At 64.2% G+C, this 25,755-nt stretch carries 35 protein-coding genes and 1 pseudogene; 5 read left to right on the forward strand and 31 right to left on the reverse strand.

Annotated features, from left to right (window positions below; genetic code table 11):
- Positions 1 to 952: Gfo/Idh/MocA family protein (locus AX681_RS20530; protein ID WP_066682701.1), on the forward strand; the 952-nt coding region annotated here is incomplete at its 5' end.
- A gap of 278 nt (positions 953 to 1,230) precedes the next feature.
- Positions 1,231 to 2,916, forward strand: coding sequence for a putative bifunctional diguanylate cyclase/phosphodiesterase (locus AX681_RS20535; protein WP_066682703.1), 1,686 nt, complete (start codon positions 1,231 to 1,233; stop codon positions 2,914 to 2,916).
- A gap of 436 nt (positions 2,917 to 3,352) precedes the next feature.
- Here AX681_RS20535 and AX681_RS20540 read toward each other — a convergent pair whose 3' ends face one another.
- On the reverse strand, positions 3,353 to 4,321 hold the full coding sequence (locus tag AX681_RS20540; RefSeq protein ID WP_231733843.1) for a threonine ammonia-lyase: 969 nt from the start codon (positions 4,319 to 4,321) through the stop codon (positions 3,353 to 3,355).
- A gap of 146 nt (positions 4,322 to 4,467) precedes the next feature.
- On the opposite strand from AX681_RS20540, the gene AX681_RS20545 reads away from it, so the two are divergent.
- Entirely contained in the window at positions 4,468 to 5,682 is a 1,215-nt protein-coding gene (locus AX681_RS20545; protein ID WP_066664453.1) for a type III PLP-dependent enzyme, read from the forward strand.
- Between the two features lie 52 nt (positions 5,683 to 5,734).
- Here AX681_RS20545 and AX681_RS20550 read toward each other — a convergent pair whose 3' ends face one another.
- The 30 genes from AX681_RS20550 to AX681_RS20695 form a co-directional block, all read right to left on the reverse strand.
- Positions 5,735 to 6,100 carry a DUF6481 family protein gene (locus AX681_RS20550; protein ID WP_066664452.1) on the reverse strand — a complete coding sequence of 122 codons (366 nt, stop codon included), beginning with the start codon at positions 6,098 to 6,100 and terminating at the stop codon, positions 5,735 to 5,737.
- A 152-nt stretch (positions 6,101 to 6,252) separates the two neighbouring features.
- Positions 6,253 to 6,903: an adenylate kinase gene (locus AX681_RS20555; RefSeq protein WP_066664449.1), complete on the reverse strand. Its 651-nt coding sequence runs from the start codon at positions 6,901 to 6,903 to the stop codon at positions 6,253 to 6,255.
- Positions 6,904 to 6,928: 25 nt separating this feature from the next.
- Complete coding sequence (gene secY / locus AX681_RS20560) at positions 6,929 to 8,293, reverse strand: preprotein translocase subunit SecY (RefSeq protein WP_066664448.1); 1,365 nt, start codon at positions 8,291 to 8,293, stop codon at positions 6,929 to 6,931.
- Positions 8,294 to 8,411: 118 nt separating this feature from the next.
- On the reverse strand, positions 8,412 to 8,948 hold the full coding sequence (gene rplO / locus AX681_RS20565) for a 50S ribosomal protein L15 (protein WP_066664444.1): 537 nt from the start codon (positions 8,946 to 8,948) through the stop codon (positions 8,412 to 8,414).
- Between the two features lie 120 nt (positions 8,949 to 9,068).
- On the reverse strand, positions 9,069 to 9,248 hold the full coding sequence (gene rpmD, locus AX681_RS20570; RefSeq protein ID WP_066664442.1) for a 50S ribosomal protein L30: 180 nt from the start codon (positions 9,246 to 9,248) through the stop codon (positions 9,069 to 9,071).
- 5 nt (positions 9,249 to 9,253) lie between these two features.
- On the reverse strand, positions 9,254 to 9,946 hold the full coding sequence (rpsE, locus tag AX681_RS20575; RefSeq protein WP_066664440.1) for a 30S ribosomal protein S5: 693 nt from the start codon (positions 9,944 to 9,946) through the stop codon (positions 9,254 to 9,256).
- A 1-nt stretch (position 9,947) separates the two neighbouring features.
- Complete coding sequence (gene rplR, locus AX681_RS20580) at positions 9,948 to 10,304, reverse strand: 50S ribosomal protein L18 (RefSeq protein WP_066664437.1); 357 nt, start codon at positions 10,302 to 10,304, stop codon at positions 9,948 to 9,950.
- Entirely contained in the window at positions 10,304 to 10,837 is a 534-nt protein-coding gene (rplF, locus tag AX681_RS20585) for a 50S ribosomal protein L6 (protein ID WP_066664435.1), read from the reverse strand. The genes rplR and rplF overlap by 1 nt, the downstream gene beginning before the upstream one ends.
- A complete protein-coding gene (rpsH, locus tag AX681_RS20590) occupies positions 10,837 to 11,232 on the reverse strand; it encodes a 30S ribosomal protein S8 (protein ID WP_066664429.1) in 396 nt (131 codons plus the stop codon). Before rpsH ends, rplF begins: the two co-directional genes overlap by 1 nt.
- Before the next feature lie 11 nt (positions 11,233 to 11,243).
- A complete protein-coding gene (gene rpsN / locus AX681_RS20595) occupies positions 11,244 to 11,549 on the reverse strand; it encodes a 30S ribosomal protein S14 (RefSeq protein ID WP_066664428.1) in 306 nt (101 codons plus the stop codon).
- Positions 11,550 to 11,568: 19 nt separating this feature from the next.
- Positions 11,569 to 12,153 carry a 50S ribosomal protein L5 gene (gene rplE / locus AX681_RS20600; RefSeq protein ID WP_066664427.1) on the reverse strand — a complete coding sequence of 195 codons (585 nt, stop codon included), beginning with the start codon at positions 12,151 to 12,153 and terminating at the stop codon, positions 11,569 to 11,571.
- Positions 12,153 to 12,464: a 50S ribosomal protein L24 gene (gene rplX / locus AX681_RS20605; RefSeq protein ID WP_066664426.1), complete on the reverse strand. Its 312-nt coding sequence runs from the start codon at positions 12,462 to 12,464 to the stop codon at positions 12,153 to 12,155. The genes rplE and rplX overlap by 1 nt, the downstream gene beginning before the upstream one ends.
- Positions 12,464 to 12,832, reverse strand: coding sequence for a 50S ribosomal protein L14 (gene rplN / locus AX681_RS20610; RefSeq protein ID WP_066574426.1), 369 nt, complete (start codon positions 12,830 to 12,832; stop codon positions 12,464 to 12,466). The genes rplX and rplN overlap by 1 nt, the downstream gene beginning before the upstream one ends.
- A 78-nt stretch (positions 12,833 to 12,910) precedes the next feature.
- A complete protein-coding gene (gene rpsQ, locus AX681_RS20615) occupies positions 12,911 to 13,180 on the reverse strand; it encodes a 30S ribosomal protein S17 (RefSeq protein WP_066574429.1) in 270 nt (89 codons plus the stop codon).
- Between the two features lie 14 nt (positions 13,181 to 13,194).
- Positions 13,195 to 13,398 (reverse strand): 50S ribosomal protein L29, encoded by a 204-nt coding sequence (gene rpmC, locus AX681_RS20620; protein WP_066664425.1) that lies wholly within the window; start codon positions 13,396 to 13,398, stop codon positions 13,195 to 13,197.
- A 3-nt stretch (positions 13,399 to 13,401) separates the two neighbouring features.
- On the reverse strand, positions 13,402 to 13,833 hold the full coding sequence (gene rplP / locus AX681_RS20625; RefSeq protein WP_066664424.1) for a 50S ribosomal protein L16: 432 nt from the start codon (positions 13,831 to 13,833) through the stop codon (positions 13,402 to 13,404).
- Positions 13,834 to 13,845: 12 nt separating this feature from the next.
- A complete protein-coding gene (rpsC, locus tag AX681_RS20630; protein ID WP_066664414.1) occupies positions 13,846 to 14,553 on the reverse strand; it encodes a 30S ribosomal protein S3 in 708 nt (235 codons plus the stop codon).
- Positions 14,553 to 14,933, reverse strand: a complete 381-nt coding sequence (gene rplV / locus AX681_RS20635) for a 50S ribosomal protein L22 (protein WP_066664412.1) — start codon at positions 14,931 to 14,933, stop codon at positions 14,553 to 14,555. The genes rpsC and rplV overlap by 1 nt, the downstream gene beginning before the upstream one ends.
- A gap of 1 nt (position 14,934) precedes the next feature.
- The gene (gene rpsS, locus AX681_RS20640; protein ID WP_066664409.1) at positions 14,935 to 15,213 is read right to left on the reverse strand and encodes a 30S ribosomal protein S19; all 279 of its coding nucleotides are present in this window, start codon (positions 15,211 to 15,213) and stop codon (positions 14,935 to 14,937) included.
- Positions 15,214 to 15,216: 3 nt separating this feature from the next.
- Positions 15,217 to 16,062: a 50S ribosomal protein L2 gene (gene rplB, locus AX681_RS20645; protein WP_066664407.1), complete on the reverse strand. Its 846-nt coding sequence runs from the start codon at positions 16,060 to 16,062 to the stop codon at positions 15,217 to 15,219.
- A gap of 2 nt (positions 16,063 to 16,064) precedes the next feature.
- Positions 16,065 to 16,376 (reverse strand): 50S ribosomal protein L23, encoded by a 312-nt coding sequence (locus AX681_RS20650; RefSeq protein WP_066664406.1) that lies wholly within the window; start codon positions 16,374 to 16,376, stop codon positions 16,065 to 16,067.
- Complete coding sequence (gene rplD / locus AX681_RS20655; RefSeq protein ID WP_066664403.1) at positions 16,369 to 16,983, reverse strand: 50S ribosomal protein L4; 615 nt, start codon at positions 16,981 to 16,983, stop codon at positions 16,369 to 16,371. Before rplD ends, AX681_RS20650 begins: the two co-directional genes overlap by 8 nt.
- A 2-nt stretch (positions 16,984 to 16,985) precedes the next feature.
- Positions 16,986 to 17,747 carry a 50S ribosomal protein L3 gene (gene rplC, locus AX681_RS20660; protein ID WP_066664402.1) on the reverse strand — a complete coding sequence of 254 codons (762 nt, stop codon included), beginning with the start codon at positions 17,745 to 17,747 and terminating at the stop codon, positions 16,986 to 16,988.
- A gap of 268 nt (positions 17,748 to 18,015) precedes the next feature.
- Positions 18,016 to 18,324: a 30S ribosomal protein S10 gene (gene rpsJ, locus AX681_RS20665; protein WP_066664400.1), complete on the reverse strand. Its 309-nt coding sequence runs from the start codon at positions 18,322 to 18,324 to the stop codon at positions 18,016 to 18,018.
- Between the two features lie 203 nt (positions 18,325 to 18,527).
- On the reverse strand, positions 18,528 to 18,878 hold the full coding sequence (locus AX681_RS20670) for an endonuclease domain-containing protein (RefSeq protein WP_066664393.1): 351 nt from the start codon (positions 18,876 to 18,878) through the stop codon (positions 18,528 to 18,530).
- A gap of 141 nt (positions 18,879 to 19,019) precedes the next feature.
- Positions 19,020 to 20,216, reverse strand: a complete 1,197-nt coding sequence (gene tuf, locus AX681_RS20675) for an elongation factor Tu (protein WP_066664392.1) — start codon at positions 20,214 to 20,216, stop codon at positions 19,020 to 19,022.
- Between the two features lie 90 nt (positions 20,217 to 20,306).
- Positions 20,307 to 22,400: an elongation factor G gene (gene fusA, locus AX681_RS20680; protein ID WP_066664390.1), complete on the reverse strand. Its 2,094-nt coding sequence runs from the start codon at positions 22,398 to 22,400 to the stop codon at positions 20,307 to 20,309.
- 94 nt (positions 22,401 to 22,494) lie between these two features.
- Positions 22,495 to 22,965: a 30S ribosomal protein S7 gene (gene rpsG / locus AX681_RS20685; protein WP_066664389.1), complete on the reverse strand. Its 471-nt coding sequence runs from the start codon at positions 22,963 to 22,965 to the stop codon at positions 22,495 to 22,497.
- Between the two features lie 60 nt (positions 22,966 to 23,025).
- Positions 23,026 to 23,397, reverse strand: coding sequence for a 30S ribosomal protein S12 (rpsL, locus tag AX681_RS20690; RefSeq protein WP_066664461.1), 372 nt, complete (start codon positions 23,395 to 23,397; stop codon positions 23,026 to 23,028).
- Positions 23,398 to 23,577: 180 nt separating this feature from the next.
- Entirely contained in the window at positions 23,578 to 24,210 is a 633-nt protein-coding gene (locus tag AX681_RS20695; RefSeq protein WP_082738124.1) for an SAM-dependent methyltransferase, read from the reverse strand.
- A 97-nt stretch (positions 24,211 to 24,307) separates the two neighbouring features.
- Here AX681_RS20695 and AX681_RS20700 point away from each other — a divergent pair, with 97 nt between their 5' ends.
- Both AX681_RS20700 and AX681_RS20705 read left to right on the forward strand, forming a co-directional pair.
- Entirely contained in the window at positions 24,308 to 25,543 is a 1,236-nt protein-coding gene (locus AX681_RS20700) for a DUF2029 domain-containing protein (protein WP_066664388.1), read from the forward strand.
- 2 nt (positions 25,544 to 25,545) lie between these two features.
- Positions 25,546 to 25,755 (forward strand): annotated as a pseudogene (locus tag AX681_RS20705) (polymer-forming cytoskeletal protein); the annotation flags it as partial.

The following is a 25,755-nucleotide window of genomic DNA, read 5'->3' on the forward strand; positions in this document are numbered from 1 at the left end:
CATCAGCGCGCTCGTCTCCGGAAACCCCGCCAAACTCGCGCAGGTCGGCGACGCCTATGGCGTGCCCCCAGACGCACGCTATTCCTATCAAGACTTCGACAAGATCGCCGCCGACGATCGCACGCAGGCGGTGTACGTCATCCTCCCCACCGCCTTCCACGCCGACTTCACGATCCGCGCCTTTGCGGCGCGCAAACATGTGCTGTGCGAAAAGCCGATGGCGCTCTCCAGCGCCGAGTGCACAGCGATGATCGCCGCAGGCCGCCGCGCCAACCGCAAGCTGATGATCGCCTATCGCTCGCATTTCGAGCCATACAATGTCGAAGCGATGCGCCTGATGCGCGAACGCGCAGTCGGCGACATCCGCCTGATCCGCAGCGAGCAATCCTATCGCGCCGGCCCCACTACCCCGGCCCAGAACTGGCGCATGAGCCGCGCATTGGCCGGCGGCGGCCCGCTCGAGGATTTCGGCATCTACGGCCTGCAATCCGCGCTCTACCTGACCGGCGAGATGCCGGAGAGCCTCAGCGCCACGACCTTTCAGCCCAAGGGCGATCCGCGCTTCACCGAAATCTTCGCGCATGTCGCTTCGCAATGGCGCTTTCCCTCCGGCGCGGTCGCGCACCTCGCCACCTCCTACGACAGCGCCGGGGCGAACTTCGCCCATGTCCGCGGCACCAGCGGCGCGCTCATCATGGACCCCGCCACCAGCTATGCCGGACAGAAAATGCGGATCGAGGGCCAGAATGCCCGCGACCTCACCCCCGGCGACCCGAACACCCAGTTCGCTGGTCAGCTCGACCACTTCGCCAACGCCATCCGCGACGACACGCCGATCCTGACCGGCGGCGAAATGGGCCTGCGCGACCTGCGGTTGATCGAGGCGATCTATGCCTCGGCACGCACGGGGCAGACGGTGAAGCTCATGCCGGACGGGCGGATGCGGGGGTAAGAGTCGCGGGAGGCCCGGCCACCCCGGAGCAATCATCTGCGCAATCACATCTGGGCGGGATCGAGCGCATTGAACACCGACTTGCGCGCTCGGCATGCGCCGTTTTCAAGCGCCCCCCCTGTATGAATACAGTAGTTTAGCCTTCGGTAACCAGGCGCAGCGCTAAAGCATGTCGTCAACTTCGAGCATTCGTCATGCCCTACTCCGATCCGATCAAGCTGTGCGCTAAGCTTTATCCCGGTGCGGTCGCTTCCCCCTCCTCTGCGGGGCGGCGACACATGTTGCAAGTTGTCGAGCAGATTGCAGAATTCCGCCGAGCTGCGCTTGACGCCGCCGCGATCGTGGCAGTCACCGATCGAAATGGGCGGATTACGTCCGTCAATCAAAAATTCTGCGATCTGAGTGGTTATTCAGAAGATGAGCTAATCGGGTCGACTCATGCCATCGTCAACTCCGGTCTCCATGATCGCGCCTTCTTCAGAGAACTATACCGGACAATTCTAAGCGACAACATTTGGCGCGGGGTAATTTGCAATCGTGCGAAGTGCGGTCGCCTATATTGGGTCGATACCACCATTGTCCCGAATGGTGACGCATCTGGATTCACCGCGATCCGGTTCGACGTTACGCCGCTAAAGGAAGCGGAACAGCAATTGTGGAACCAGGCCAACCTCGATCCGCTGACAAACCTTCCGAACCGACGCCGTCTCATCGAACTGCTTGCGGCCAAGGTGGCGCGAGCGGAGCCGTTTGCCGTCGCAATCCTCGATCTTGATCATTTCAAGGACATCAATGATACGGCAGGACATGACATTGGGGACCGATTGTTGACAGAAGTTGCGGCGGATCTGCGTGCCGCGATCGACGCGGACGAGGTCATCGGCCGGCTCGGTGGCGATGAATTTGCGCTCATCCTTTCGGACCATCGGGACGAGCGCGCGCTAAGCCGGAAATTGGCCCGCCTTGTCCAAACCGTTCGCGCACACCCGCTGTCGGAAACCTTCGGTTGGCGCATTAACGCCAGCATAGGGGCGGCGCGTTACCCAGCACACGGAACCAGCGAAAGCGACTTGCTCAAGAACGCGGATATTGCGCTGTACGTGGCAAAAGACGGCGGACGCGGGCGCGCGCACGTCTTTCGCAAGGCAGATCGCGAAGCCGCGGAACGGCGGGCGAGCCTGCACATCGCAGTCCAGCAGGCGTTGAGCGACGACAGGCTCTTCGTCGTTTACCAACCTATCCTGTCATTCGACGCCCCGGGCATCCCGGCCTTTGAGGCATTGCTGCGCTGGCAAGGCACCGATGGCGTGGTCGAACGCCCGAGCGCGTTCGCATCGGTGTTCGAGGACGAACGAACTGCGGCGGAAATTGGTTTGTTCGTGCTCTCCCGCGTGATCGAGCAGATCGAACGCTGGAACGCTGCGGAACATGAGATCGATTTCGTCTCGGTCAACGCGACGCTCGGCGACTTTCGCGATCCGGCCTTTGTCAACGCGATTGCCGACGCCGTCGGCACCGGGCGGATCCGGCCGCAACAGCTATGCATCGAGATTACCGAGAGCATGGTCATGGATCGTAGTGCAAAGATGATCAGGAGAGCAGCCACCAGACTGCGCGAGTTGGGCGTGAAGCTTGCCTTTGACGACTTCGGCACCGGCTTTGCGTCGCTCTCGCACCTTCGCGACCTGCCCCTCGACATCGTGAAAATTGACCGCTCATTCGTGGCGAGGATGGGGAACCTTGGCCCTGATCAAGTGATTGTCCGCAGCCTGATTGACTTGGCGCATGGGTTGGGAATTCGGGTCATCGCAGAGGGTGTCGAGCGGAATGATCAACTCGAAGCGCTCAGCAGCTATGGATGCGACCAAATTCAGGGCTACCTCATTGCGAAGCCGATGCGAGATACGGAGGCAACGCGATTCGTGGTCCCGTCGCTCAATCCAAGGGCGCTATGGGCGGCCTGATCTGCCGATCAGCAAGTCCCAGGACAGATGACCTGATGAATTCCCCGGACGCGTCGTATCGGATGCATTCCGGGAGCATCCTATTGCCGCGATCGATCGGTTCTGGGAAATTACGGCGACGGTTTTCCCAATAGAATTCCGGGACGGGAATTCCGGGGACACAATACTGAACCGCCAACCAGCCCCCTTCCAATGTTGGAAATTCCCTGATCTAAACTGATCGGTGAACCCCAACCTACCGCACCCCCCTCGCGACACCCCTCCGGCTGACACGTCCAACACGTGTGTCGCGTCGCCGTCGCGCACCCGTCGCCCGCGCGTCGCCCAGCTGTCGCGTCACGGTCGCGTCGCAGGTGTCAGCCGGTCGCAAACCCGTCCGCTCGCGCCAAAACCCCGCGTTTTTCGTCAGCTTCGTCGGAACGCTGACGCGACACCGTCAATCGTCCCCGCCCAGCACCCGGGCATAGGCCGCCGGATCGGCATTGCCGCCGCTCAGCACCACCAGCAGGTCAGGCCGCGCCTCGACCTTGCCCGCCAGCAGCGCGGCCAGCGCCACGGAGCCACCCGGCTCGACCACCAGCCGCAGTTTCCGCGCCACCCAGCGCTGCGCCGCCCGGACCTCGGCCTCGGTCACCCGCACCCCGGTCGCCCCGCGCCGCGACAGCACGTCGAAGGTCAGCGGGGAGACGCGCAGCGTCTGGAGCGAGTCGCAGGCCGTCGGCGGCGGGTTCTCGCCCACCGGCTCGATCCACCCGGCCTCCAGGCTGCGGCACATATCGTCCCAGCCCTCCGGCTCGACCACCGTGACCTGTGCCTCGGGCAGCGCCAGTGCGACCCCGGCGGCCAGCCCGCCGCCGCCGCATGGCAGCACGACATGCGCCGGATCGGGCAGCTTCATCTCGGCGGCTTGCGTCAGCACCTCGATCCCCAGGCTCCCCTGCCCCTCGATCACCCACGGATCGTCGAACGGCGGCACCAGCGTTGCACCGCGGGCATGGGCGAGATGCGCGGCGATCTTGTCGCGATTCTCGGTCATCCGGTCATAGCTGACGACCTCGGCCCCCAGCGCCAGCGTCGCCTCGCGCTTCAGCGCCGGGGCATCGCTCGGCATCACGATCACCGCCGGCACTCCGAGTCGCTTGGCGGCCCAGGCCACGCCCTGCGCATGGTTGCCCGACGAGAATCCGACCACGCCCTTGGCGCGTACATCGGGGTCGATCGCGGTCAGCCGGTGCCACGCGCCACGGATCTTGAACGCGCCGATCGGCTGCAGCGATTCGGCCTTGAACATCACCGGCACGCCGCGGATTTCCGCCACGAACAAGGGGGTTGGCGGCAGGATCGCCGCCACCTTCGCCGCCGCATCGCGCACCCCGGCCCGGGTCGGTTGTCGCAAAATTGTCACAAATCACCCCGCATCATGACGATAGTCCCGAAACTACTTTACAGGGGGGACCCCCGACCCTAAATGACCCCTCCGCTGCCCCATGGGACTTCCACCGCAAGGCAGTGTTTCATCGTCTGCCGCAAGGCAATTGGAGGTCCCTTGAGTTGCACAAGCATCATAGCGCGCTGGGGCTAGCGAAAGCCCTTCGTCCCGTCGAGCCGGTAACGCTCGTTCGTCCGCACGCTGCAAAGCGCGCCGCCCGCTTCTTTGTCGAGAAGTTTCCGGGAACGGTGCTCTATGCCGTCAAGGCGAACCCCTCTCCCGAATTGCTCCAGATCCTCTGGGACAGTGGCGTGACGCATTATGACGTCGCGTCGATCGGCGAAGTGCGCATGGCGCGCCGCGCCCTGCCCAAGGCGACCCTGTGCTTCATGCACCCGGTCAAGGCCGAGGAAGCGATCGAGGAAGCCTATTTCGTTCACGGCGTCCGCACGTTCAGCCTCGACACGATGGACGAGCTGGAAAAGATCGTGCGTGCCACGCGTGGCGCGCAGGACCTGAACCTGTGTGTCCGCATCCGCGTGTCGTCCGATCATTCGAAGCTGAGCCTCGCGGCGAAGTTCGGTGCGGAGCCGGAGGATGTGAAGGACCTGCTCGTCGCGACCCGTCAGGCCGCCGACGCGCTGGGCATCTGCTTCCATGTCGGTTCGCAAGCGATGACCCCCACCGCCTATGCCGAAGCGATGGAGCGCGTCCGCGCGGCGATCGTCGCTTCGTCGGTCACGGTCGACATCGTCGATGTCGGCGGCGGCTTCCCGTCCACCTATCCGGGCATGGAGCCCCCGCCGCTAGAAACCTATTTCGGCGTGATCCACAATGCGTTCGAGAATCTGCCGATCTCGTACAGCGCCGAATTGTGGTGCGAGCCGGGCCGTGCGCTGTGCGCCGAATATAGCTCGCTGATCGTCCGCGTCGAAAAGCGCCGCGGCGACGAGCTGTACATCAACGACGGTGCCTATGGCGCGCTGTTCGACGCGGCGCATGTGGGCTGGCGCTTCCCGGTCCGCGTCCTGCGCGACGATGCCGATGAAGCCGCCGAGATGACCGAATACAGCTTCTACGGCCCGACCTGTGACGACCTCGATCACATGGCCGGCCCGTTCGAGCTGCCGTCGGACATCCAGGCCGGGGACTACATCGAGGTCGGCATGCTCGGCGCCTATGGCTCGGCGATGCGCACCGCCTTCAACGGGTTCGGCGAGGACAGCGTCCACGTCGTCACCGACGAACCGATGGCGACGCTCTATTCGGGCATTGCGATCGAGCGCCCGACCAACGTCGTCAGCCTCGAACAGTTCAAGCGCCGCGCGCGCCGCTGAACGAACAAAAAATGGGCCGCCTTCCGAACGGAGGGCTGCCCTTTTTTTCTGATTACTTCCGCGCCTTCCGCGCCGCGTAGCGCGCATCTCGCGCCGCCTTCATCTCCGCCGCACTGGGCGGCTTGAGCCGCGCTTCCTTCAGCGCCGCAGCAGCCTCGGCCTCGGCCTGCTCCGCAGCCTTGCGCTCAGCCTCGGCCTGCTTCTTCGCCAGCTTCTCCGCCTTGACCGCAGCCAGCGCCGCCGCCTTGGCCGCACGCTGCTCGGCGAGCGCCTGGTCGCGCGCTTCCTGCGCCTTGCGCCGCGCTTCCAGCTCGGCCGGATCTACCGCCGGCTTCGCCCGCAGCAGCTCAAGCGCCTTCTGCTTCGCCTTGGCGGCGGCGGCGGTGCGATCCTGAAATGACGGTTCTTTGTAAGACATGGTTGGTTCCAATAAACTAACGCATACCCAAGCGCACACGACCACGTCGCGTGCCGGATGCGGGGAGATAGGTCGCGCCGGGGACAAGCGGCCGCCGCGCTCCCCGGTCAATCGATCAGCGCGCGGAGGGTTCCCCGCGGCAGCGCGCGGCTTCAGCTCCGCCCGTCGAGGATCGCCTCGATCGCCGCCGTCACCTCGGCAATGTCGGCCATGCCGTCCACACGCTGCACTAGGCCGCGTGCTTCATAGATCGGCAGGATCGGCGCGGTTTTGGCGCGATATTCGGCCATGCGGGTGCGCACCGTCTCTTCATTGTCGTCGGGGCGGCGCTTGAACTCGGTGCTCCCGCACACGTCGCACACGCCCGCCACCGCCGGCTGCTTGAAGCTATCGTGATAGCCCGCACCACAATTGCCGCAGGTAAAGCGGCCGGTGATGCGTTCGACCAGCGCGTCTTCGTCCACGACCAGCTCGATCACATGGTCGAGGCTGCGGCCCCGCTCAGCGAGCAGCGTGTCCAGCGACTCCGCTTGGGCGGCAGTGCGCGGATAGCCGTCGAAGATCGCGCCCTTATCGCCCAGCGCATCCAGGCTCTCGCCGATGATTCCGCTCACGATCGCGTCTGAAACGAGCTCGCCCGCTTCCATCACCGCCTTCGCCTGCAAGCCGACCGGCGTGCCCGCCTTGACCGCCGCGCGCAGCATGTCGCCGGTCGACAGCTGCACCATGCCGCGCTCGCTCTCGAGCCGCGACGCCTGGGTCCCCTTGCCTGCGCCCGGAGGCCCCAACAGGATGATGTTCAACTGGCTTCCCCTTCCATGCCCCTGCTTAACGCAGGCGGCCGCCTTTCAGCTTCGCCTTCTTGATCAGGTCGCCATACTGGTGCGCCAGCAAATGCGACTGGATCTGCGTGACCGTGTCCATCGTCACGTTGACGACGATGAGCAGGCTGGTCCCGCCGAGATAGAAGGGGATCGCCAGCGCCGACACAAGATATTCCGGCACCAGGCAGATCAAGGTCAGGTATGCCGCACCGATCACGGTGATGCGCGTCAGCACATAGTCGAAATAGGCTTCGGTGTTCTTGCCCGGGCGGATACCGGGGATGAAGCCGCCATATTTCTTCAGGTTCTCCGCCGTCTCCTCCGGGTTAAACACCACCGCGGTGTAGAAGAACGAGAAGAAGATGATGCCGGCGCCGTAGAGCAGCATGTAGATCGGGCTGCCATGCTGCAGATACTGGTTGAGCGTGATGATGAGGTCACCGCCCCAGCTCTCCCCCGCCTGCGACTGGCCGGCGAACTGGCTGATCGTCAGCGGCATCAGCAGCAGCGAGCTGGCGAAGATCGGGGGGATCACGCCCGCGGTGTTGATCTTGAGCGGCAGATGGCTACGCTCGCTCTGCATGCCGCGCTGGGTCTGGCGCTTGGGATACTGGATCAGGATCCGGCGCTGCGCCCGCTCCATGAAGCAGATGAACAGGATCAGACCTGCCACCGCCGCCAGGATGGCCAGCAGCGTCACCGGGTTCATCGACCCCGAACGGCCGCCCTCGAACAGCTGCACCAGCGTCGTGGGCAGATGCGCGACGATGCCGGCCATGATGATCAGCGAGATGCCGTTGCCGACACCACGGCTGGTGATCTGCTCACCCAGCCACATCAGGAACATCGTGCCGCCGATCAGCGAGATGACCGCAGCGATGCGGAACAGCATGCCCGGCTCGACCACCGGGGCCAGCCCCTGGCTCGCGCCCAGCGTTTCGAGGCCCACGGCGATGAAATAGCCCTGGATCGCGGTAAGCGCCACGGTGCCGTAGCGCGTATACTGGTTGAGCCGCTTGCGCCCGCTCTCACCGTCCTTCTTGATCGCGGCGAGCGTCGGCGACAGCGAGGTCGCGAGCTGCACCACGATCGACGCGGTGATGTACGGCATCACGCCCAGCGCGATCACCGACATGCGCTCCAGCGCACCGCCCGAGAAGGTGTTGAAGAAGTCGAGCACGCCGCCCTGGGTGCGGTCGGCCAGCAGGCCCAGCTGCGTCGGATCGACGCCGGGCAGCGGCACGAAGCTGAGCATCCGGAAGATGATCAACGCGCCGAGCGTGAACCACAGGCGCTTCTTGAGTTCGGTGGCCTGTCCGAACTTGGACAGGTTGAGGCCGGATGCCATTGAATCGGCTGCGGATGCCATTTGAAATTCTATCCCGGAAACCAAAGCGGCGGAGAAGCGTTTGCCGCTCCCCCGCCGCCCATATAGGTTACTGTCGGATCAGGGCAATGCACATCCATCGCCCCGTCCACAGCTAAAGTCAGGCCTTGCCGGCCTTCTTCGCGGCGATTTCCTTCTGCTTCACGCGATGCTTGGCAGCATGCTTGTCAGCAGCGGGGACGATCGTCGGGATGGTGACGGTGCCGCCAGCCTTCTCGACCGCCTCGATCGCGCCCTTCGACGCGCCGGCGACGGTGAAGCTGAGCTTCGCCTTCAGCTCACCCTTGGCGAGCAGGCGAACGCCATTCTTGCCACCACGGGCGAGGCCAACCGCCTGCAGCGCGGCGTGGTCGATTTCGGTCACGGTCAGCTTGCCGGCGTCGATCAGCTTCTGGATCATGCCAAGATTGACCTCGGCATAATCCTTGCCGCGCGGATTGTTGAAGCCGCGCTTCGGGATCCGCATGTGGAGCGGCATCTGACCGCCCTCGAAGCCGTTGATCGCGACGCCCGACCGTGCCTTGGCACCCTTCTGGCCGCGGCCGGCGGTCTTGCCCTTGCCCGAGCCGATGCCGCGTCCGACGCGCATCCGGCCCTTACGGGCACCATCATTATCGCGGATATCGTTGAGATTCATGTCGTGCACTCGCTTTCGCTTTAGTCGCGCTGGTTGAATTCCCGGACGGGCCGGGAAAATCGGAAAGGGGGCCGATAGCCCCCTCCCCTCATATTGTCACCTGGAAAAGATGCCGGGGATTCAGCCCTCGACGACCTCGACCAGATGGGGAAGCTTGCGGATCATGCCGCGAACTTCGGGGGTGTCCTCCAGTTCGCTGACCCGGTGCATCTTGTTGAGGCCCAGACCGATCAGCGTCGCGCGCTGGTCCTTGGTCCGACGGATCGGCGAACCGATCTGCTTCACCTTGATCGTTGCCATGTCGCTTACTCCACGATCGCCGCGGCATCAGCCTCGGCGGTCTGCGAACCGCCACGGCCGAGCAGGTCGGCAATCTTCTTGCCGCGACGCTGGGCCACTGCCTTCGGGGAATACTGGTCGCCCAGCGCCTCGAAGGTCGCGCGGATCATGTTGTAGGGGTTGGAAGTGCCGACCGACTTGGTCACCACGTCCGCAACGCCCAGGCTCTCGAACACGGCGCGCATCGGACCGCCGGCGATGATGCCGGTACCGGCAGGCGCCGAGCGGACGGTCACCTGGCCAGCGCCGAAATGGCCCTTGCCGTCGTGGTGCAGCGTCCGGCCCTCGCGCAGCGGCACGCGGACCATCTTCTTCTTGGCAGCGGCGGTCGCCTTGCTGATGGCTTCCGGCACTTCGCGTGCCTTGCCATGACCGAAACCGACCCGGCCCTTGCCGTCGCCGACAACGACCAGAGCTGCAAAGCCGAAGCGCTTGCCGCCCTTCACGGTCTTGCTGACGCGGTTGATGTGGACCAGCTTTTCGATCAGCTCTTCGCCCTGCTCGTCGCGCGGGGTGCGGTCGTCGCGACGGCCACGGCCGTCACGGCCACGGCCACCACCACGATTGTCGCCACCACGGCCGCCACGGCCACGACGATTTTCGGTGCCGGCTTCGGCTGCTGCGCCCTCGACGGGCGTCTGGTTCTGTTCGTCAGCCATCTTAGAACTCCAATCCGCCTTCACGCGCGGCATCCGCCAGCGCCTTGACGCGTCCGTGGAACAGGAAACCGCCACGGTCGAACACGACCTGCGTCACGCCGGCCTTCTTGGCGACTTCCGCGATGCGCGCACCGACTGCCTTGGCCGCATCGATGTTGCCACCGTTGGAGCCACGGACATCCTTGTCCAGCGTCGAAGCGGCGGCCAGGGTCTTGCCCTGGGCGTCGTCGATCACCTGCACATAGATGTGCTTGCCCGAGCGATGCACCGACAGCCGCGGACGGCCGCCCGAACGCGCACGCAGCGCGGTGCGGTTGCGGCGACGCCGCTTCTCGAAGAGAGAGAGACCCTTGCCCATTACTTCTTCTTCCCTTCCTTGCGGAAGATGAACTCGCCGTCGTACTTGATGCCCTTGCCCTTGTACGGCTCAGGCTTACGCCAGCGACGGATTTCCGCGGCAAACTGGCCGACGGCCTGCTTGTCGTTGCCCGAGATTTCGACGGTCGTCTGGTCGGGGGTCTTCACCTCCACGCCTTCCGGCACGTCCAGATCAACGTCGTGCGAATAACCGAGCTGCAGCTTCAGCTTGCGGCCCTGTGCGTTCGCACGATAACCGACACCGGTGATGAGCAGCTTCTTGGTGAAGCCCTCGGTCACGCCGGTCACCAGGTTCTGGACCAGCGTGCGCTGCATGCCCCAGAACGCCTTGGCGCGCTTGGTGTCGTTGGCGGGCTTCACCGTGATCGTGCCCTCGCCCACCTCGTACGAGATGTCGTCGGCGGTCGGCATGGTCAGGGTGCCCTTCGGCCCCTTGACGCTGATCTTGCCGCCTTCGACGCTGGCGGTGACGCCGGCGGGGACGGTGATCGGCTTCTTACCGGTGCGGCTCATCAGAACACCTCCGCGAGCACTTCGCCACCGACATTCTGCTCGCGCGCTTCGGCGTCCGACAGAACGCCACGCGGCGTCGAAACGATGGTGATGCCCAAGCCATTGCGCACCTTCGGCAGTTCCTTCGAACCCGAATAGACGCGGCGGCCCGGCTTCGAGACGCGCGCGATGGACTTGATCGCGGGCTGGCCCTCGAAATACTTCAGCTCGATGCGGATGCCGGCCGCGGGGCCCATCTGCTCTTCGCTGTAGCCACGGATGTAACCCTCGCGCTGGAGCACGTCGAGGACACGCGCACGCAGCTTGCTCGCCGGCGTCAGGACGGAGTCCTTGCGGGCGCGCTGGCCGTTGCGGATGCGGGTGAGCATATCACCCAGAGGATCGGTCAATGCCATCTTCGTGATCCTTACCAGCTCGACTTCGTGACACCCGGGATCAGGCCCTTGTTGGCCAGATCGCGCAGCATGACACGTGCGAGACGGAACTTGCGGTAGTAACCGCGCGGACGACCGGTCAGCTCGCACCGGTTGCGGATGCGGGTCGGGTTGCCGTTGCGGGGCACCTCGGCCATCTTCAGACGCGCGATCAGACGCTCGGTCTCATCGAGCGACTTGTCGTTCGCAATCGCCTTCAGCTTCGCATAGCGGCCGGCATATTTCTTCACCAGCTTCTTGCGACGCTCGTTCTTGAGCACGGAACTCAGTTTCGCCATGACTTAAGTTCTCTTTCCCTTACGCGGCCTGCTTCGCTTCGCCGTCCGCCTCAATGGGGAACGGGAAACCGAAGAGACGGAGAAGCTCGCGGGCTTCTTCGTCGGTCTTGGCGGTGGTGGTCACGATCACGTCCATGCCGCGCACCTTGTCGATGCGGTCATAGTTGATCTCGGGGAACACGATCTGTTCCTTGATGCCGCAGGCATAGTTGCCACGGCCGTCGAACGACTTGTCCGACAGGCCGCGGAAGTCACGCACGCGCGGCAGCGCGATGGTGATGAAGCGGTCGAGGAACTCGTACATCCGCTCACGACGCAGCGTCACCTTGCAACCGATCGCCATGCCTTCACGCAGCTTGAACTGCGCGATCGACTTCTTGGCCTTGGTCACGACAGGCTTCTGGCCGGCGATCAGCTCCATTTCGGAAGCTGCCTGCTCGACCTTCTTCTTGTCCTGGGTCGCTTCGCCGACGCCCATGTTGAGCACGATCTTCTCGATCTTCGGCACTTCGAGCGCGTTCTTGTAGCCGAACTTCGCGGTCATCGCCTTGACGATTTCCGCGTCGTACTTCGACTTCATGCGCGGGATATAGGTGTCAGCCATCAGATGACCTCCCCGGTCTTGACCGCAACGCGGACCTTCTTGCCGTCGCGCTCTTCGAAGCGGACGCGGGTCGCCTTGCCGTCCTTGGTCACATGCGCGACCTTCGACACGTGCAGCGGAGCCTCGGCGCGCTTCAGGCCACCCTGCGGGTCGCCCTGGCTCGGCTTGGTGTGACGCACGGCGATGTTCACGCCCGACACGACGACCTTGTCGGCCTTCGGCATCGACTTGACGACTTCACCGGTCTTGCCCTTGTCCTTGCCGGACAGGACGATGACCTGGTCGCCCTTCTTGATCTTGGCAGCAGCCATCACAGCACCTCAGGGGCGAGCGAAATGATCTTCATGAAGCCCTTCGAGCGCAGCTCGCGGACCACCGGGCCAAAGATACGGGTGCCGATCGGCTCCTCGTTCTTGTTGACTAGGACGGCAGCATTGCCGTCGAAGCGAATGACCGAGCCATCGGCGCGGCGAACGTCCTTGGCGGTGCGGACGATGACGGCGCGGTGCACGTCACCCTTCTTCACCTTGCCGCGGGGCTGTGCTTCCTTGATGCTGACGACGATGACGTCGCCCACGCCGGCGAAGCGACGCTTCGACCCGCCCAGCACCTTGATGCACTGCACCCGCTTCGCGCCGCTGTTATCTGCGACGTCGAGATTGGACTGCATCTGGATCATTGATCCGGTTCCTTCTCTCTTGGCCTACCGGGACACGTCCCGGGGGTTCCAGTTGAACTCTTGAGACCCTTGCGGATCTTAAGCGATGTCGGCCCGCTCGGGGGTCGCGTGGGTGTTGACCCGCTCGATCACCTTCCAGGTCTTCAGCTTGCTGATCGGCGCGGTCTCTTCGATGCGCACGGTCTCGCCAGCCTTGTACTCGTTCGCCTCGTCATGGGCGTGATACTTCTTCGAGCGCCGGATGATCTTGCCGTAGAGCGGGTGCTTGACCTTGCGCTCCACGTTCACGACCACCGTCTTGTCGCCCTTGTCGGACACGATCTGCCCGGTCAGCACGCGCTTCGGCATGGTTCAGTGTCCTCTTACTTCGCAGCCGAGCGCGAGCGCTCGTTCTGCAGCGTCTTGATGCGGGCGATGTCCTTGCGGACTTCCTTCACACGGCTCGGCTTCTCGAGCTGGCTGGTCGCCGCCTGGAAACGCAGGTTGAATGCCTCGCGCTTCAGGTTGCCCAGCTCCTCGGTCAGCTGATCGTCGCTCTTCGCGCGCAGATCGATTGCCTTGGTCATCTCTTAACCCTCCAGGTGCGACGTGTCGCCGAGGCGGGCCACGACCTTGGTCTTGATCGGCAGCTTCATCGCTGCACGCTCGAACGCTTCCGCTGCGAGCGGGCCGGGAACGCCGTCCAGCTCGAACAGGATGCGGCCGGGCGCCACGCGCGCCGCCCAATATTCAGGCGAACCCTTGCCCGAGCCCATGCGGACTTCGGCCGGCTTGCTCGACACGGGCAGGTCCGGGAACACGCGGATCCACAGGCGGCCCTGACGCTTGATGTGACGCGTGATCGCGCGGCGTGCCGCTTCGATCTGACGGGCGGTGATCCGCTCCGGCTCCAGCGCCTTCAGGCCGTACGAGCCGAAGTTCAGCGTCGCGCCGCCCTTGGTCTCACCCTTGATCCGGCCCTTGAAGGCCTTGCGGAACTTGGTGCGCTTCGGTTGCAACATTGTCTCTAACCCTTAGCGACGGTCATCGCGCGCGGGGCGAACGCCCGACGTCTGCGATTCCATGTTCAGGCGATCGGTCGCCATCGGATCATGGCCCAGGATCTCGCCCTTGAAGATCCAGACCTTGACGCCGCACACGCCATAGGCGGTGTGGGCTTCGGCGGTCGCATGGTCGACGTTCGCGCGCAGCGTGTGCAGCGGGACGCGGCCTTCGCGATACCATTCCGAACGCGCGATTTCCGCGCCGCCCAGACGGCCGCCACAGTTGATCCGGATACCTTCCGCACCCAGACGCATCGCCGACTGAACGGCGCGCTTCATGGCGCGGCGGAACGCGATGCGACGCTCCAGCTGATCGGCGATGCCCTGCGCGACGAGCTTCGCGTCGACTTCGGGCTTGCGGATCTCGACGATGTTCAGCGACACGTCCGAGCTGGTCATCTCGCCCAGCTTCTTGCGAAGCTTCTCGATGTCCGTGCCCTTCTTGCCGATGATCACGCCGGGACGCGCAGCAAAGATGCTGACGCGGCACAGCTTCGCCGGACGCTCGATCACCACCTTGGAGATCGCCGCCTGCGGCAGCGTCTTCATGATGAACTGGCGCATCTTGAGATCTTCAAGCAGCAGGCGGCCATAATCGGCGCCCTCGGCGAACCAGCGGCTGTCCCAGGTGCGGTTGATCTGCAGACGCAGACCGATTGGGTTGCTCTTGTGACCCATTATGCTTCTTCCTGCACTTCGCGCACCACGATGCGCAGACGGCTGAACGGCTTCAGGATGCGCGTCGACTTGCCGCGGCCACGGGTGTGGAACCGCTTCATCGTGATCGACTTGCCGACCGACGCCTCGGCGACAACGAGCGCGTCGACGTCGAGATTGTGGTTGTTCTCGGCATTGGCGATGGCCGAAGCCAGCACCTTGCGTGCGTCAACCGCCATCGCCTTCGTGCTGAAGGAGAGGATGTTGAGGGCGTCGCCGGCCTTCTTGCCGCGGATCAGGCCAGCAACCAGGTTCAGCTTCTGCGCCGAACCGCGGATCTGCGTGCCAACCGACAGCGCCTCATTGTCGCCGACGCGACGGGGAGCCTTGGGCTTCGACATCTTAGCGCTTACCCTTCTTGTCGGCCGCGTGCCCCGGGAAATACCGGGTCGGGGCGAACTCGCCGAGCTTCATGCCGACCATGTCCTCGTTCACCGACACCGGCACGAACTTGCGGCCGTTGTAGACGTTGAAGGTCAGGCCGACGAACTGCGGCAGGATGGTCGAACGACGCGACCAGGTCTTGATCGGACCACCACGGCCCGAATTCTCCTGAGCGACTTCCGCCTTCTTCAGGAGGTGGAGGTCCACGAACGGACCCTTCCAAACGGAGCGAGCCATGGTTTAGCCCTTCTTCTTCGCGTGGCGGCTACGGATGATGAACTTGTCCGTCGCCTTGTTGTGACGGGTGCGCGCACCCTTGGTCGGCTTGCCCCACGGGGTGACCGGATGACGGCCGCCCGAGGTCCGGCCTTCACCACCGCCGTGCGGGTGGTCGACCGGGTTCTTGGCAACACCGCGGGTCAGCGGGCGGATGCCCTTCCAGCGGTTGCGGCCAGCCTTGGCGAGGTTGGTGTTGCCATTGTCGGGGTTCGACACGGCGCCAACGGTGCCCATGCAATCCGAACGGATGTAGCGCTGCTCGCCCGAGTTCAGGCGGACGATCACCATGCCGCGGTCACGACCGACGACCTGCACATAGGTGCCGGCCGAACGCGCGATCTGACCGCCCTTGCCCGGCTTCATCTCCACATTGTGGACGATGGTGCCGACCGGCATCTGGCCCAGCTCCATGGCGTTGCCCGGCTTCACGTCGGTCTTCTTGCCCGCGATCACCTTGTCGCCAACGCCGAGGCGCTGGGGAGCGATGATATAGGCATAGTCCGGCGTTTCGGCGGTGCCATAGTTGATCAGCGCGATGAAGGCGGTGCGGTTGGGATCATATTCGATCCGCTCCACGGTGCCTTCCACGTCCCAGTTGCGACGCTTGAAGTCGATGATGCGGTAGCGCTGCTTGTGGCCGCCCGCGATGCCGCGCGACGTCACATGGCCCTTGTTGTTGCGGCCACCGGTCTTGCGCTTGCCCTCGGTCAGCGCCTTGACGGGACCGCCCTTGTGCAGACCCGAACGGTCCACCAGGATCAGGCCGCGCCGCGCCGGCGAGGTCGGGTTGTAATTCTTGAGCGCCATGGTCAGTTGACCCCCTGCGTCACGTCGATCGAGTCACCATCCTTGAGGGTGACGATCGCCTTCTTGATGTCGCTGCGCGTGTAGGGCTTGCCCTTCCAGCGCTTCGTCTTGCCCTTCTGGACGATGGTGTTCACCGCGGTGACACCGACGCCGAAGATTGCCTCGACCGCCGCCTTGATCTGCGGCTTGGTCGCATCGTTCGCGACCTTGAAGACGACGGCGTTGGCTTCCGAAACCAGCGTCGACTTCTCGGTGATGTGCGGCGCGACGATCACGTCATAATGACGCACGTCGATCTGCTCCTTCTTAGCCATTGAAGCGCGCCTCCAGCTTTTCGACGGCAGCGCGGGTCAGGACCAGCGTGTCGTGCTTCAGGATGTCATAGACGTTGGCACCAACCGCCGGCAGAACGTTGACGTCCGCCAGGTTGCGCGCGGCGAGGAAGCCGTTGCCGGTATCCGCGTCGATCACCAGCGTCTTGCGGCCGACCTTCAGACCAGCGAACTGATCCTTCAGCGCCGAAGTCTTGCTCGCCTCGAACCCGTCGAGGACGATCAGCGAACCGGCCTTGGCGTGGCTCGACAGCGCCATCTTCAGACCCAGCGCGCGAACCTTCTTGTTCAGCGAGATGTTGAAGTCGCGCAGACGGGCACCATGGGCCTTACCACCGCCGATGAAGATCGGAGCGGCGCGATCACCGTGACGGGCGGTGCCGCCACCCTTCTGGCGACCGAACTTCTTGCCGGTGCGCGAGACTTCCGAACGCTCACGCGTCGGACGGGCGGTGCCGCGGCGATTCCACAGCTGCCAGGTGACGACGCGGTGCAGGATGTCGGCGCGCGGCTCGAGGCCGAACACGGCATCGTTGAGCTCGATGTCGCCCGATTCCTTGGCGTCGAGGGTTTGAACCTTGACCTTCACGTTCAGCCCTCCTGGCCTTCGGTCGCCTCAGGCGCCTCGACCGTCTCGGCCGGGGTGTCCGCTGCGGCGGTGTCGTTGTTGCTGTTGGCAGCGCTCTTGATGCCCGCCGGGAACGGCGCGTCGGCGTGACGCGCGACCTTCACCGCATCCTTGACGAACAGCCAGCCGCCCTTCGAGCCAGGGACCGAGCCCTTGACGAAGATCAGGCCGCGCTCGACGTCGGTGCCGACGATTTCGAGATTCTGCTGCGTGCGGTTCTTGTCGCCCATATGGCCGGCCATCTTCTTGTTCTTGAAGACCTTGCCGGGATCCTGGCGGTTACCGGTCGAACCCAGTGCGCGGTGGCTGATCGACACGCCGTGCGTTGCACGCATACCGCCGAAGCCCCAGCGCTTCATGCCGCCCGCAAAGCCCTTGCCCTGCGTACGACCCTGGATATCGACGAACTGGCCCGCGACATAATGGTCGGCCGAAATCTCGGCGCCCACGTCAAGCAGACCGTCCGCGTCCACGCGGAACTCCGCGAGGATTGCCTTGGGCTCCACCTCGGCCTTGCCGAACTGGCCGCGCTGCGGCTTGGCGACGTTCTTCGCCTTGGCGCTGCCAGCGCCCAGCTGCACGGCGGTGTAGCCGTCCTTGTCCATTTCGCGACGAGCGACGACCTGAACGCCTTCGAGGCTCAGGACGGTGACCGGCACGTGGCGGCCGTCGTCCTTGAACAGGCGGGTCATCCCCAGTTTCTTCGCGATCACGCCAGTGCGCATGATCAGTTGCTCCTCAATACAGAGGCACCCCGCGGACCATTCCGAAGGGTGCATGCCTCAGCCCGTAAATATGATGCGAGCCCCCGTCCGGGCTGAATTCCGACCCGAAGGCAGGAAAGACGGGGGACGCAGCCCGGACCGAAGTCCGGCGGTATCCCTATGTCGTTTTTGAGCCTTGGCTCTGGGTCGGAACATCGGATCGGGATCGATCCGGCCAGCCCTGCGCGACCCCGATGGAATCGCGAATCTCGTATGGAGAGCGCGGCCTTTAGGCCAGCTTGATCTCCACGTCAACGCCAGCGGCGAGGTCGAGCTTCATCAGCGCGTCGACGGTCTGGGCGGTGGGCTGAACGATGTCGAGCAGGCGCTTGTAGGTGCGCGTCTCGAACTGCTCGCGCGACTTCTTGTCGATGTGCGGGCCACGGTTGACCGTGAACTTGTCGATATGGGTCGGGAGCGGGATCGGGCCACGGATCATCGCGCCAGTGCGGCGCGCGGTGTCGGCGATGTCGCTTGCGGCCTGATCGAGCACGCGGTGGTCGAACGCCTTCAGGCGGATGCGGATATTGTTGTCCATGTCCCTACCAATGCGAAAGAGCGGGGCGCGTGAAACACGCCTCTTGCTGGTTCATACGCTAAAACGAAGGCGGGCCACTACAGCGGAAGCGGTGGGTTGGCAAGGGGGGCGGAGGAGAATTTTCGCCGCGAGTTGCCGCCTTCCCTCATTAGCCCCTCCCGCCTTCGCGGGAGGGGTTGGGGAGGGTCTTCTTCTTTTTCCCCTTATCCCCGCCTCGCTCGAAGCGCCGCGCGAGTCATCTCAAGCACTCCGTCTAGGTTTTCCAGCACTTCGGTGTTCCAAAAGCGCAAAACCAGAAAACCCTCCCGCTCCAGAAACGCGGTTCGCCGCGCGTCAGTCGCATCATTGTGCTGAGCGCCATCGATCTCGACGATCAACATGGCCTCCAGACATGCGAAATCGACGACATAGGGACCGAGCGAATGCTGGAACCGAAACTTGAACCCATCGAGCCGCCTGTTGCGAACTGCCTGCCAGAAGCAGTTTTCAGCATCCGTCCGCCTTTCGCGCAACCTGGCGGCATGGCGACTGATCTGGCGGCGGACCGGATACATGGACGCAGGATAGAAGAAAGAAGACCCTCACCCAACCCTCTCCCGCGAAAGCGGGAGAGGGCAAGAAGAAGAGCACAAACAAAAAGCCCGGCCTCCCCTGGGGAAGCCGGGCTCTTCATTCTCAGCCCCGCAGGGCGTCGATTACTTGTCGATGCCGCTGACGACGCCTGCACCGACGGTGCGGCCGCCTTCGCGGATCGTGAAGCGCTGGCCGACGTCCATCGCGATCGGCGCGATCAGCTTCACGCCCAGCGCGACTTCGTCGCCCGGCATGACCATCTCGGTGCCAGCCGGCAGCTCGATGGTGCCGGTGACGTCGGTGGTGCGGAAGTAGAACTGCGGGCGATAGTTCGCGAAGAACGGCGTGTGACGGCCACCCTCGTCCTTCGACAGGACGTACACCGACGACTGGAAGTCGGTGTGCGGGGTGATCGAACCCGGCTTGGCCAGAACCTGGCCGCGCTCGACTTCGTCACGTGCAACGCCGCGGATCAGCGCGCCGATGTTGTCGCCGGCTTGGCCCTGATCGAGCAGCTTGCGGAACATTTCGACGCCGGTCACGGTGGTCTTGCGAACGGTCGGCTGGATGCCGACGATCTCGACTTCCTCGCCAACCTTCACAACGCCGGTCTCGACGCGGCCGGTGACCACGGTGCCGCGACCCGAGATCGAGAACACGTCTTCGATCGGCATCATGAACGGCTTGTCCAGCGGGCGCTCCGGCTGCGGGATCGACTCGTCGACAGCGGCCATGAGCGCGAGGATCGCGTCCTTGCCCAGCTTATCGTCCGAACCCGACAGGGCGCAGGTTGCCGAACCGCGGATGATCGGAATGTTGTCGCCGTCGAACTCGCGCTTGCTGAGCTCTTCACGGATTTCCATTTCGACCAGCTCGAGGATTTCCTCGTCGTCGACCAGATCGACCTTGTTGAGGAAGACGACCATGGTCGGAACGCCGACCTGCTTGGCGAGCAGGATGTGCTCCTTGGTCTGCGGCATCGGGCCGTCGGTGGCCGACACGACCAGGATCGCGCCGTCCATCTGCGCCGCGCCGGTGATCATGTTCTTCACATAGTCGGCGTGGCCGGGGCAGTCGACGTGCGCATAGTGGCGCGTCTCGGTCTCATACTCGACGTGCGCGGTCGAGATGGTGATGCCGCGCTCACGCTCTTCCGGAGCCTTGTCGATGTTGGCGAAGTCGACCGCCGCGTTGCCCGCGACGTTCTCTGCCAGAACCTTGGTGATCGCGGCGGTCAGCGAGGTCTTGCCGTGATCGACGTGACCGATGGTGCCGATGTTGAGGTGCGGTTTGGTCCGCTCAAATTTTGCCTTCGCCATTATTTCCTACCTTCTGAGTCAATTTCCCGGACCGCCATGGGACTCACGAGAACGCGGCCCCATAGCGATCAATTTCATTCAACGCCAGCCTTAGGCCAGCTTCGCCTTCACTTCTTCGGCCACGTTCGGCGGCACTTCGTCGTAATGCGAGAACTGCATGCTGTACTGCGCGCGTCCCTGCGTGAACGAACGGAGCTGGTTCACGTACCCGAACATGTTGGCCAGCGGGACCATCGCATCGACGGTCTGCGCGTTGCCGCGGCTGTCGGTGCCCTGGATCTGGCCACGACGGCTGTTGATGTCGCCGATGACGTCGCCGAGATAATCCTCGGGGGTCACGACCTCAACCTTCATGATCGGTTCGAGCAGCGTGATGCCCGACTTCTGGGCCGCTTCGCGCATCGCGGCGCGGGCACAGATTTCGAACGCCAGCGCCGACGAGTCGACGTCGTGGTACGCGCCGTCATACAGCAGCACTTCGAAGTCGATGATCGGGAAGCCGACCAGCGAACCGGTCATCGCGGTTTCGCGGAAGCCCTTTTCGATCGCGGGGATATATTCCTTCGGAATGTTACCGCCCTTGATCTCGTCCTTGAAGACGAAGCCCGAACCGCGCTCACCCGGGGTCAGCTTGACCTTGACGCGGCCGAACTGGCCGGTGCCGCCCGACTGCTTCTTGTGGGTGTAGTCGATGTCGACCGGCTTCTTGAGATATTCGCGATACGCCACCTGCGGCGCGCCGACATTCGCCTCGACCTTGAACTCGCGCTTCATGCGGTCGACCAGGATTTCGAGATGGAGCTCGCCCATGCCCTTGATGATGGTCTGGCCCGACTCATGGTCGGTCGAAACGCGGAACGAGGGATCCTCGGCAGCCAAGCGGTTGAGCGCGAGGCCCATCTTTTCCTGGTCCGCCTTGGTCTTGGGCTCCACCGACAGCTCGATCACGGGCTCGGGGAATTCCATCCGCTCGAGGATGATCGGGTTGGCCGCGTCGCACAGCGTGTCGCCGGTCGTCGTTTCCTTCAGGCCCGCGATCGCGACGATGTCGCCGGCACGCGCCTCGTCGATGTCCTCACGCGAGTTCGCGTGCATGAGGAGCATACGGCCGATCTTTTCCTTCTTGTCCTTCACCGAGTTCAGGTAGCTGCCCTTGGTCAGCGTGCCCGAATAGATGCGGGTGAAGGTCAGCGAGCCGACGAACGGGTCGTTCATGATCTTGAACGCCAGGCCCGAGAACGGCGCATTGTCGTCCGCCGGACGCGAATCCGGGGTCTCGCCGTCGAGCTTCACGCCCTGAACGTCCGGAATGTCGAGCGGCGACGGCAGATAGTCGACAACCGCGTCGAGCAGCGGCTGAACGCCCTTGTTCTTGAACGCCGAGCCGCACAGGATCGGCACGAACGCCATTTCGAGCGTACCCTTGCGGATCAGCTTCTTGAGCGTCGCGACGTCGGGCTCGTTGCCCTCGAGATAGGCTTCCATCGCCTCGTCGTCCTGCTCGACCGCCATTTCGATCAGGTCGCTGCGATACTTGGCAGCCTTTTCCTTCAGGTCATCGGGGATGTCCTGATATTCGAACTTGGCGCCCAGCGACTCTTCGAGCCAGATGATCGCGCGGTTGTTGACCAGGTCGACCAGGCCCTTGAAGCCGCCTTCCATGCCGATCGGCAGGTACAGGACGGCCGGACGCGCGCCGAGGCGATCGACGATCGTGTCGACACAGAAATAGAAATCGGCGCCGGTGCGGTCGAGCTTGTTGACGAAGCACATCCGCGGAACCTTGTACTTGTCCGCCTGACGCCACACGGTTTCCGACTGCGGCTCAACGCCGGCAACGCCGTCGAAGCACGCAACCGCGCCGTCGAGCACGCGCAGCGAACGCTCGACCTCGATGGTGAAGTCGACGTGGCCCGGGGTGTCGATGATGTTGATCAGATGCTCGGGGCCAGCGCCGTCCTCGGCCTTCCACTTGCAGGTGGTCGCCGCCGACGTGATCGTGATCCCGCGCTCCTGCTCCTGCTCCATCCAGTCCATCGTCGCGGTGCCTTCATGCACTTCGCCGATCTTGTAGGACTTGCCGGTGTAATAGAGGATGCGCTCAGTCGTCGTCGTCTTACCGGCGTCGATGTGCGCCATGATGCCGATATTGCGATAGCGATCGAGCGGATGGCTGCGGGCCATGATCGTGGTTCCTTAAGGGTATGGGGAGCCGCCGTAAGCGACTCCCCGGGATATAGGTAAGAATGTTACCGGAAAAAGACCGGCAACGCCGTCTTTACCAGCGGTAGTGGCTGAACGCGCGGTTCGCTTCCGCCATGCGGTGCGTGTCCTCGCGCTTCTTCACCGCGTTGCCGCGATTGTTCGAAGCATCCAGCAGCTCGCCCGACAGGCGCGCCGACATGGTGTTCTCGCTGCGGTTGCGGGCCGAAGCGATCAGCCAGCGGATCGCCAGCGCCTGGGCGCGCTCGGGGCGCACTTCGACGGGGACCTGATAGGTCGCACCACCGACGCGGCGGCTGCGCACTTCGATGCCCGGCTTGATGTTGTTCAGCGCTTCGTGGAAGACGCCCAGCGGGTCCTTCTTCGCACGCTGCTCGACAACCTGAAGCGCCGAATAGACGATGCCTTCGGCGACGGCCTTCTTGCCGTCCAGCATCACGCTGTTCATGAACTTCGACAGAACCTGATCCCCATAGACGGGATCGGGCAGGATTTCCCGCTTTTCGGGACGACGACGACGTGCCATCTCATACTTCCTTCTGAACTTCAGCCGATCCGGAACCTGTCCGGGGCTTACTCTGGCTAATTACTTCGGACGCTTCGCGCCGTACTTCGAACGGCTCTGCTTGCGGTCCTTGACACCCTGGGTGTCGAGCACGCCGCGCAGCACGTGATAGCGGACGCCGGGAAGGTCGCGCACGCGGCCGCCACGGATCAGCACCACCGAGTGCTCCTGCAGGTTATGCCCCTCGCCGGGGATGTACGAGATGACCTCGCGGCTGTTGGTCAGACGGACCTTGGCCACCTTGCGAAGCGCCGAGTTCGGCTTCTTCGGGGTCGTGGTATAGACACGGGTGCAAACGCCGCGCTTCTGCGGGTTCTGCTCCATCGCAGGGACCTTCGACTTGGTCTTCTGCAAAACGCGGCCCTTGCGGACCAGCTGGTTAATCGTCGGCATGAAGCCCTTCACCTTCCAATGGTTACTTTGCTGGAGCCGTGTGACCGGAAAATACGAAAGGACCCTGGCGGCCTAGCGCGGCCTCCGGGCCCTGGCGTCTCCAACAACGTTCAGCTCAATAAAGCTCGCGGGACGGAATCCCTGCGAGCGCGCGGCCTATATACGCGTGCCCCCGAGCGGTCAACGGGGTGTTTGGATGGTTGCGGGCGGTCGTTCGGGAATACGCCACATATATACGGTCGAACCACCCGCCTTCCGCTTCGCCTCCGGCTTCCAGTCGCCCATGTCAAAGGCGTGGCTGACCACGCGCGTCCCCGGCTTCAGCTGCGCGAACAATTGCGGGCGCAGCCGCAGATTGACTTCGGGCAGAAGGTACATCGTCACGACATCGGCGGAGCTCAGGTCGGTCTTGAACAGGTCCGCAGCCTCGAATCGCACGCGATCCGCAACGCCGGCATCCTCGGCGGCATCGCGCGCCTTGTCGATCAGCACCGGATCAAGATCGACGCCCAGCCCCCGCGCGCCGCGTTCCTTTGCCGCAGCGATCAGGATGCGCCCGTCCCCGGTGCCAAGGTCGATCACCGTGTCCCCGGCCTTCACCTCCCCCATCTCCAGCATCAGCGCGACCACGTCGCGGCGCGTGCTCTTGTACGGGACGTCCAGCTTCGGCCCGCCAAAGATGGTGGTGGCAGAACAGCTCACCATCGTCGGCAGCATGCACCGCCCGCCCAGAGCGATCAGCGCCAACGCGACCATAGCAAGGATCAGCGCGAGCAGGCGAAGACGGGCAGCGGAGGACAGCGAACGCAGCATCGGTGCGCGGCTTGTGCAACGACGACAGCGCCTTGTCCACCGGCCATGCGGACGCAGCTTAACCCGATCTTCAGCGCATCGCCCTATCCGCGATACCATGTCATCCGCCGCCATTCGTCCGGGGTTCCCGGCCCCCTCGCCCCTGCTGGTCGCGTTGGTCGCGGCGGTTCAGGCCTGGGTGCTGTGGCCGCTCTTCACCCCGGACATGACCGCCTATCTGATCCCGTGGCTGGAGACGATCCGCGCCAACGGCATCGCCGACGCTTTTGCCCGCCCCTTTTCCAACTATATGCCGAGCTATCTCTATCTGCTCGCGCTGGTCAGCCCGCTTGCCGGCTGGCTTGACCCGATGAGCGTGATCAAGCTGCTGTCGGTCGCGGGGACGGTTGCGCTGGCGCTGGCGATGCACCGGCTGCTCGGCGCGCTCGGCGTCGCGCAGCGCATGCATTGGGCAGCGTTGGTCATCGCCCTCCCCTCGGTCGCGTTCAACGCACTGCTGATGGGGCAGTGCGACGCGATCTATGTCGCCGCCTGCCTGATGGCGGTGGCGAAAGCGGTCGAGCGGCGACATGTCGCGATGTTCGCCTGGTGCGGCGTCGCGGTGGCGTTCAAGGCGCAGGCGGTGCTCGTCGCTCCCTTCTTCCTCGCCATCGCGATCCAGCGCCGCGTCCCGTTGGTGCAGTGGCTCGCCGCTCCCGCCGCGCTGCTCGCGCTGATGGCCCCTGCCCTGCTCGCCGGCTGGCCGCCCGCCGACCTGGCCACGATCTATTTCCGCCAGGCGGGCACGTTCAGCAACGATATCGCGCGCAATGCGCCGAACATCTGGTCGCTCGCCGGGATGATCGCGCCGGAGTTCGCGCCGCGCCTGTTCGGCCTGGCGCTCGCCGCAGCACTCGGCGCCGCCGCTTGGTTCGTCGCGAAGATGCAGGTGGTACGCTTCGACAATGCGGGTCTCGTCGGCATGGCGGCCCTTGCCGCCCTGCTCACCGCCGGCCTGCTGCCCCGCATGCACGAGCGCTACTTCCTGCTCGCCGACATGCTCATCCTGGCGTTCGCGATCGCGCGCAGCGCTCGCTCCGCCTTCGCCCTCGCCGCGTTGGTCCAGATCGGATCGTTCGCCGCGATCACCGGCTATCTTGGCCTCGGCGCGCCAATGGTCGCGCTGGGCGCTGCATGCATGATTACCGCGACCTGGATCGCCGCGCGCCCGCTCGCCGTCCCGAATGCAAACGATAATCCCCCAACGGGACGAAATCCGCGACCAGCCGTGCTGCAGCCGGGTTTTCGCTATGATATTGAACGCCGACTCAGTTTCCGGGGAAGTGGGGAGTAACAATGTTCAACAATAGCCGTTCGCGCGACGATCGTCCTGCCATGCCGCCTGCACCGCCCGCGCAAAGCAATGGCGCGTCGAAGCGCGGCATGTTCTCGGTCATCGGCCCGGACATCGTCATCACCGGCAACATCCGCGCGACCAGCGAACTTCATATCGAAGGCCGGATCGAGGGCGATGTCGATTGCGGCACGCTCGCACAGGGTGCCGAC

This window comes from Sphingomonas sp. CCH9-E2 (assembly GCF_001557215.1).
GTDB lineage: Bacteria > Pseudomonadota > Alphaproteobacteria > Sphingomonadales > Sphingomonadaceae > Sphingomonas.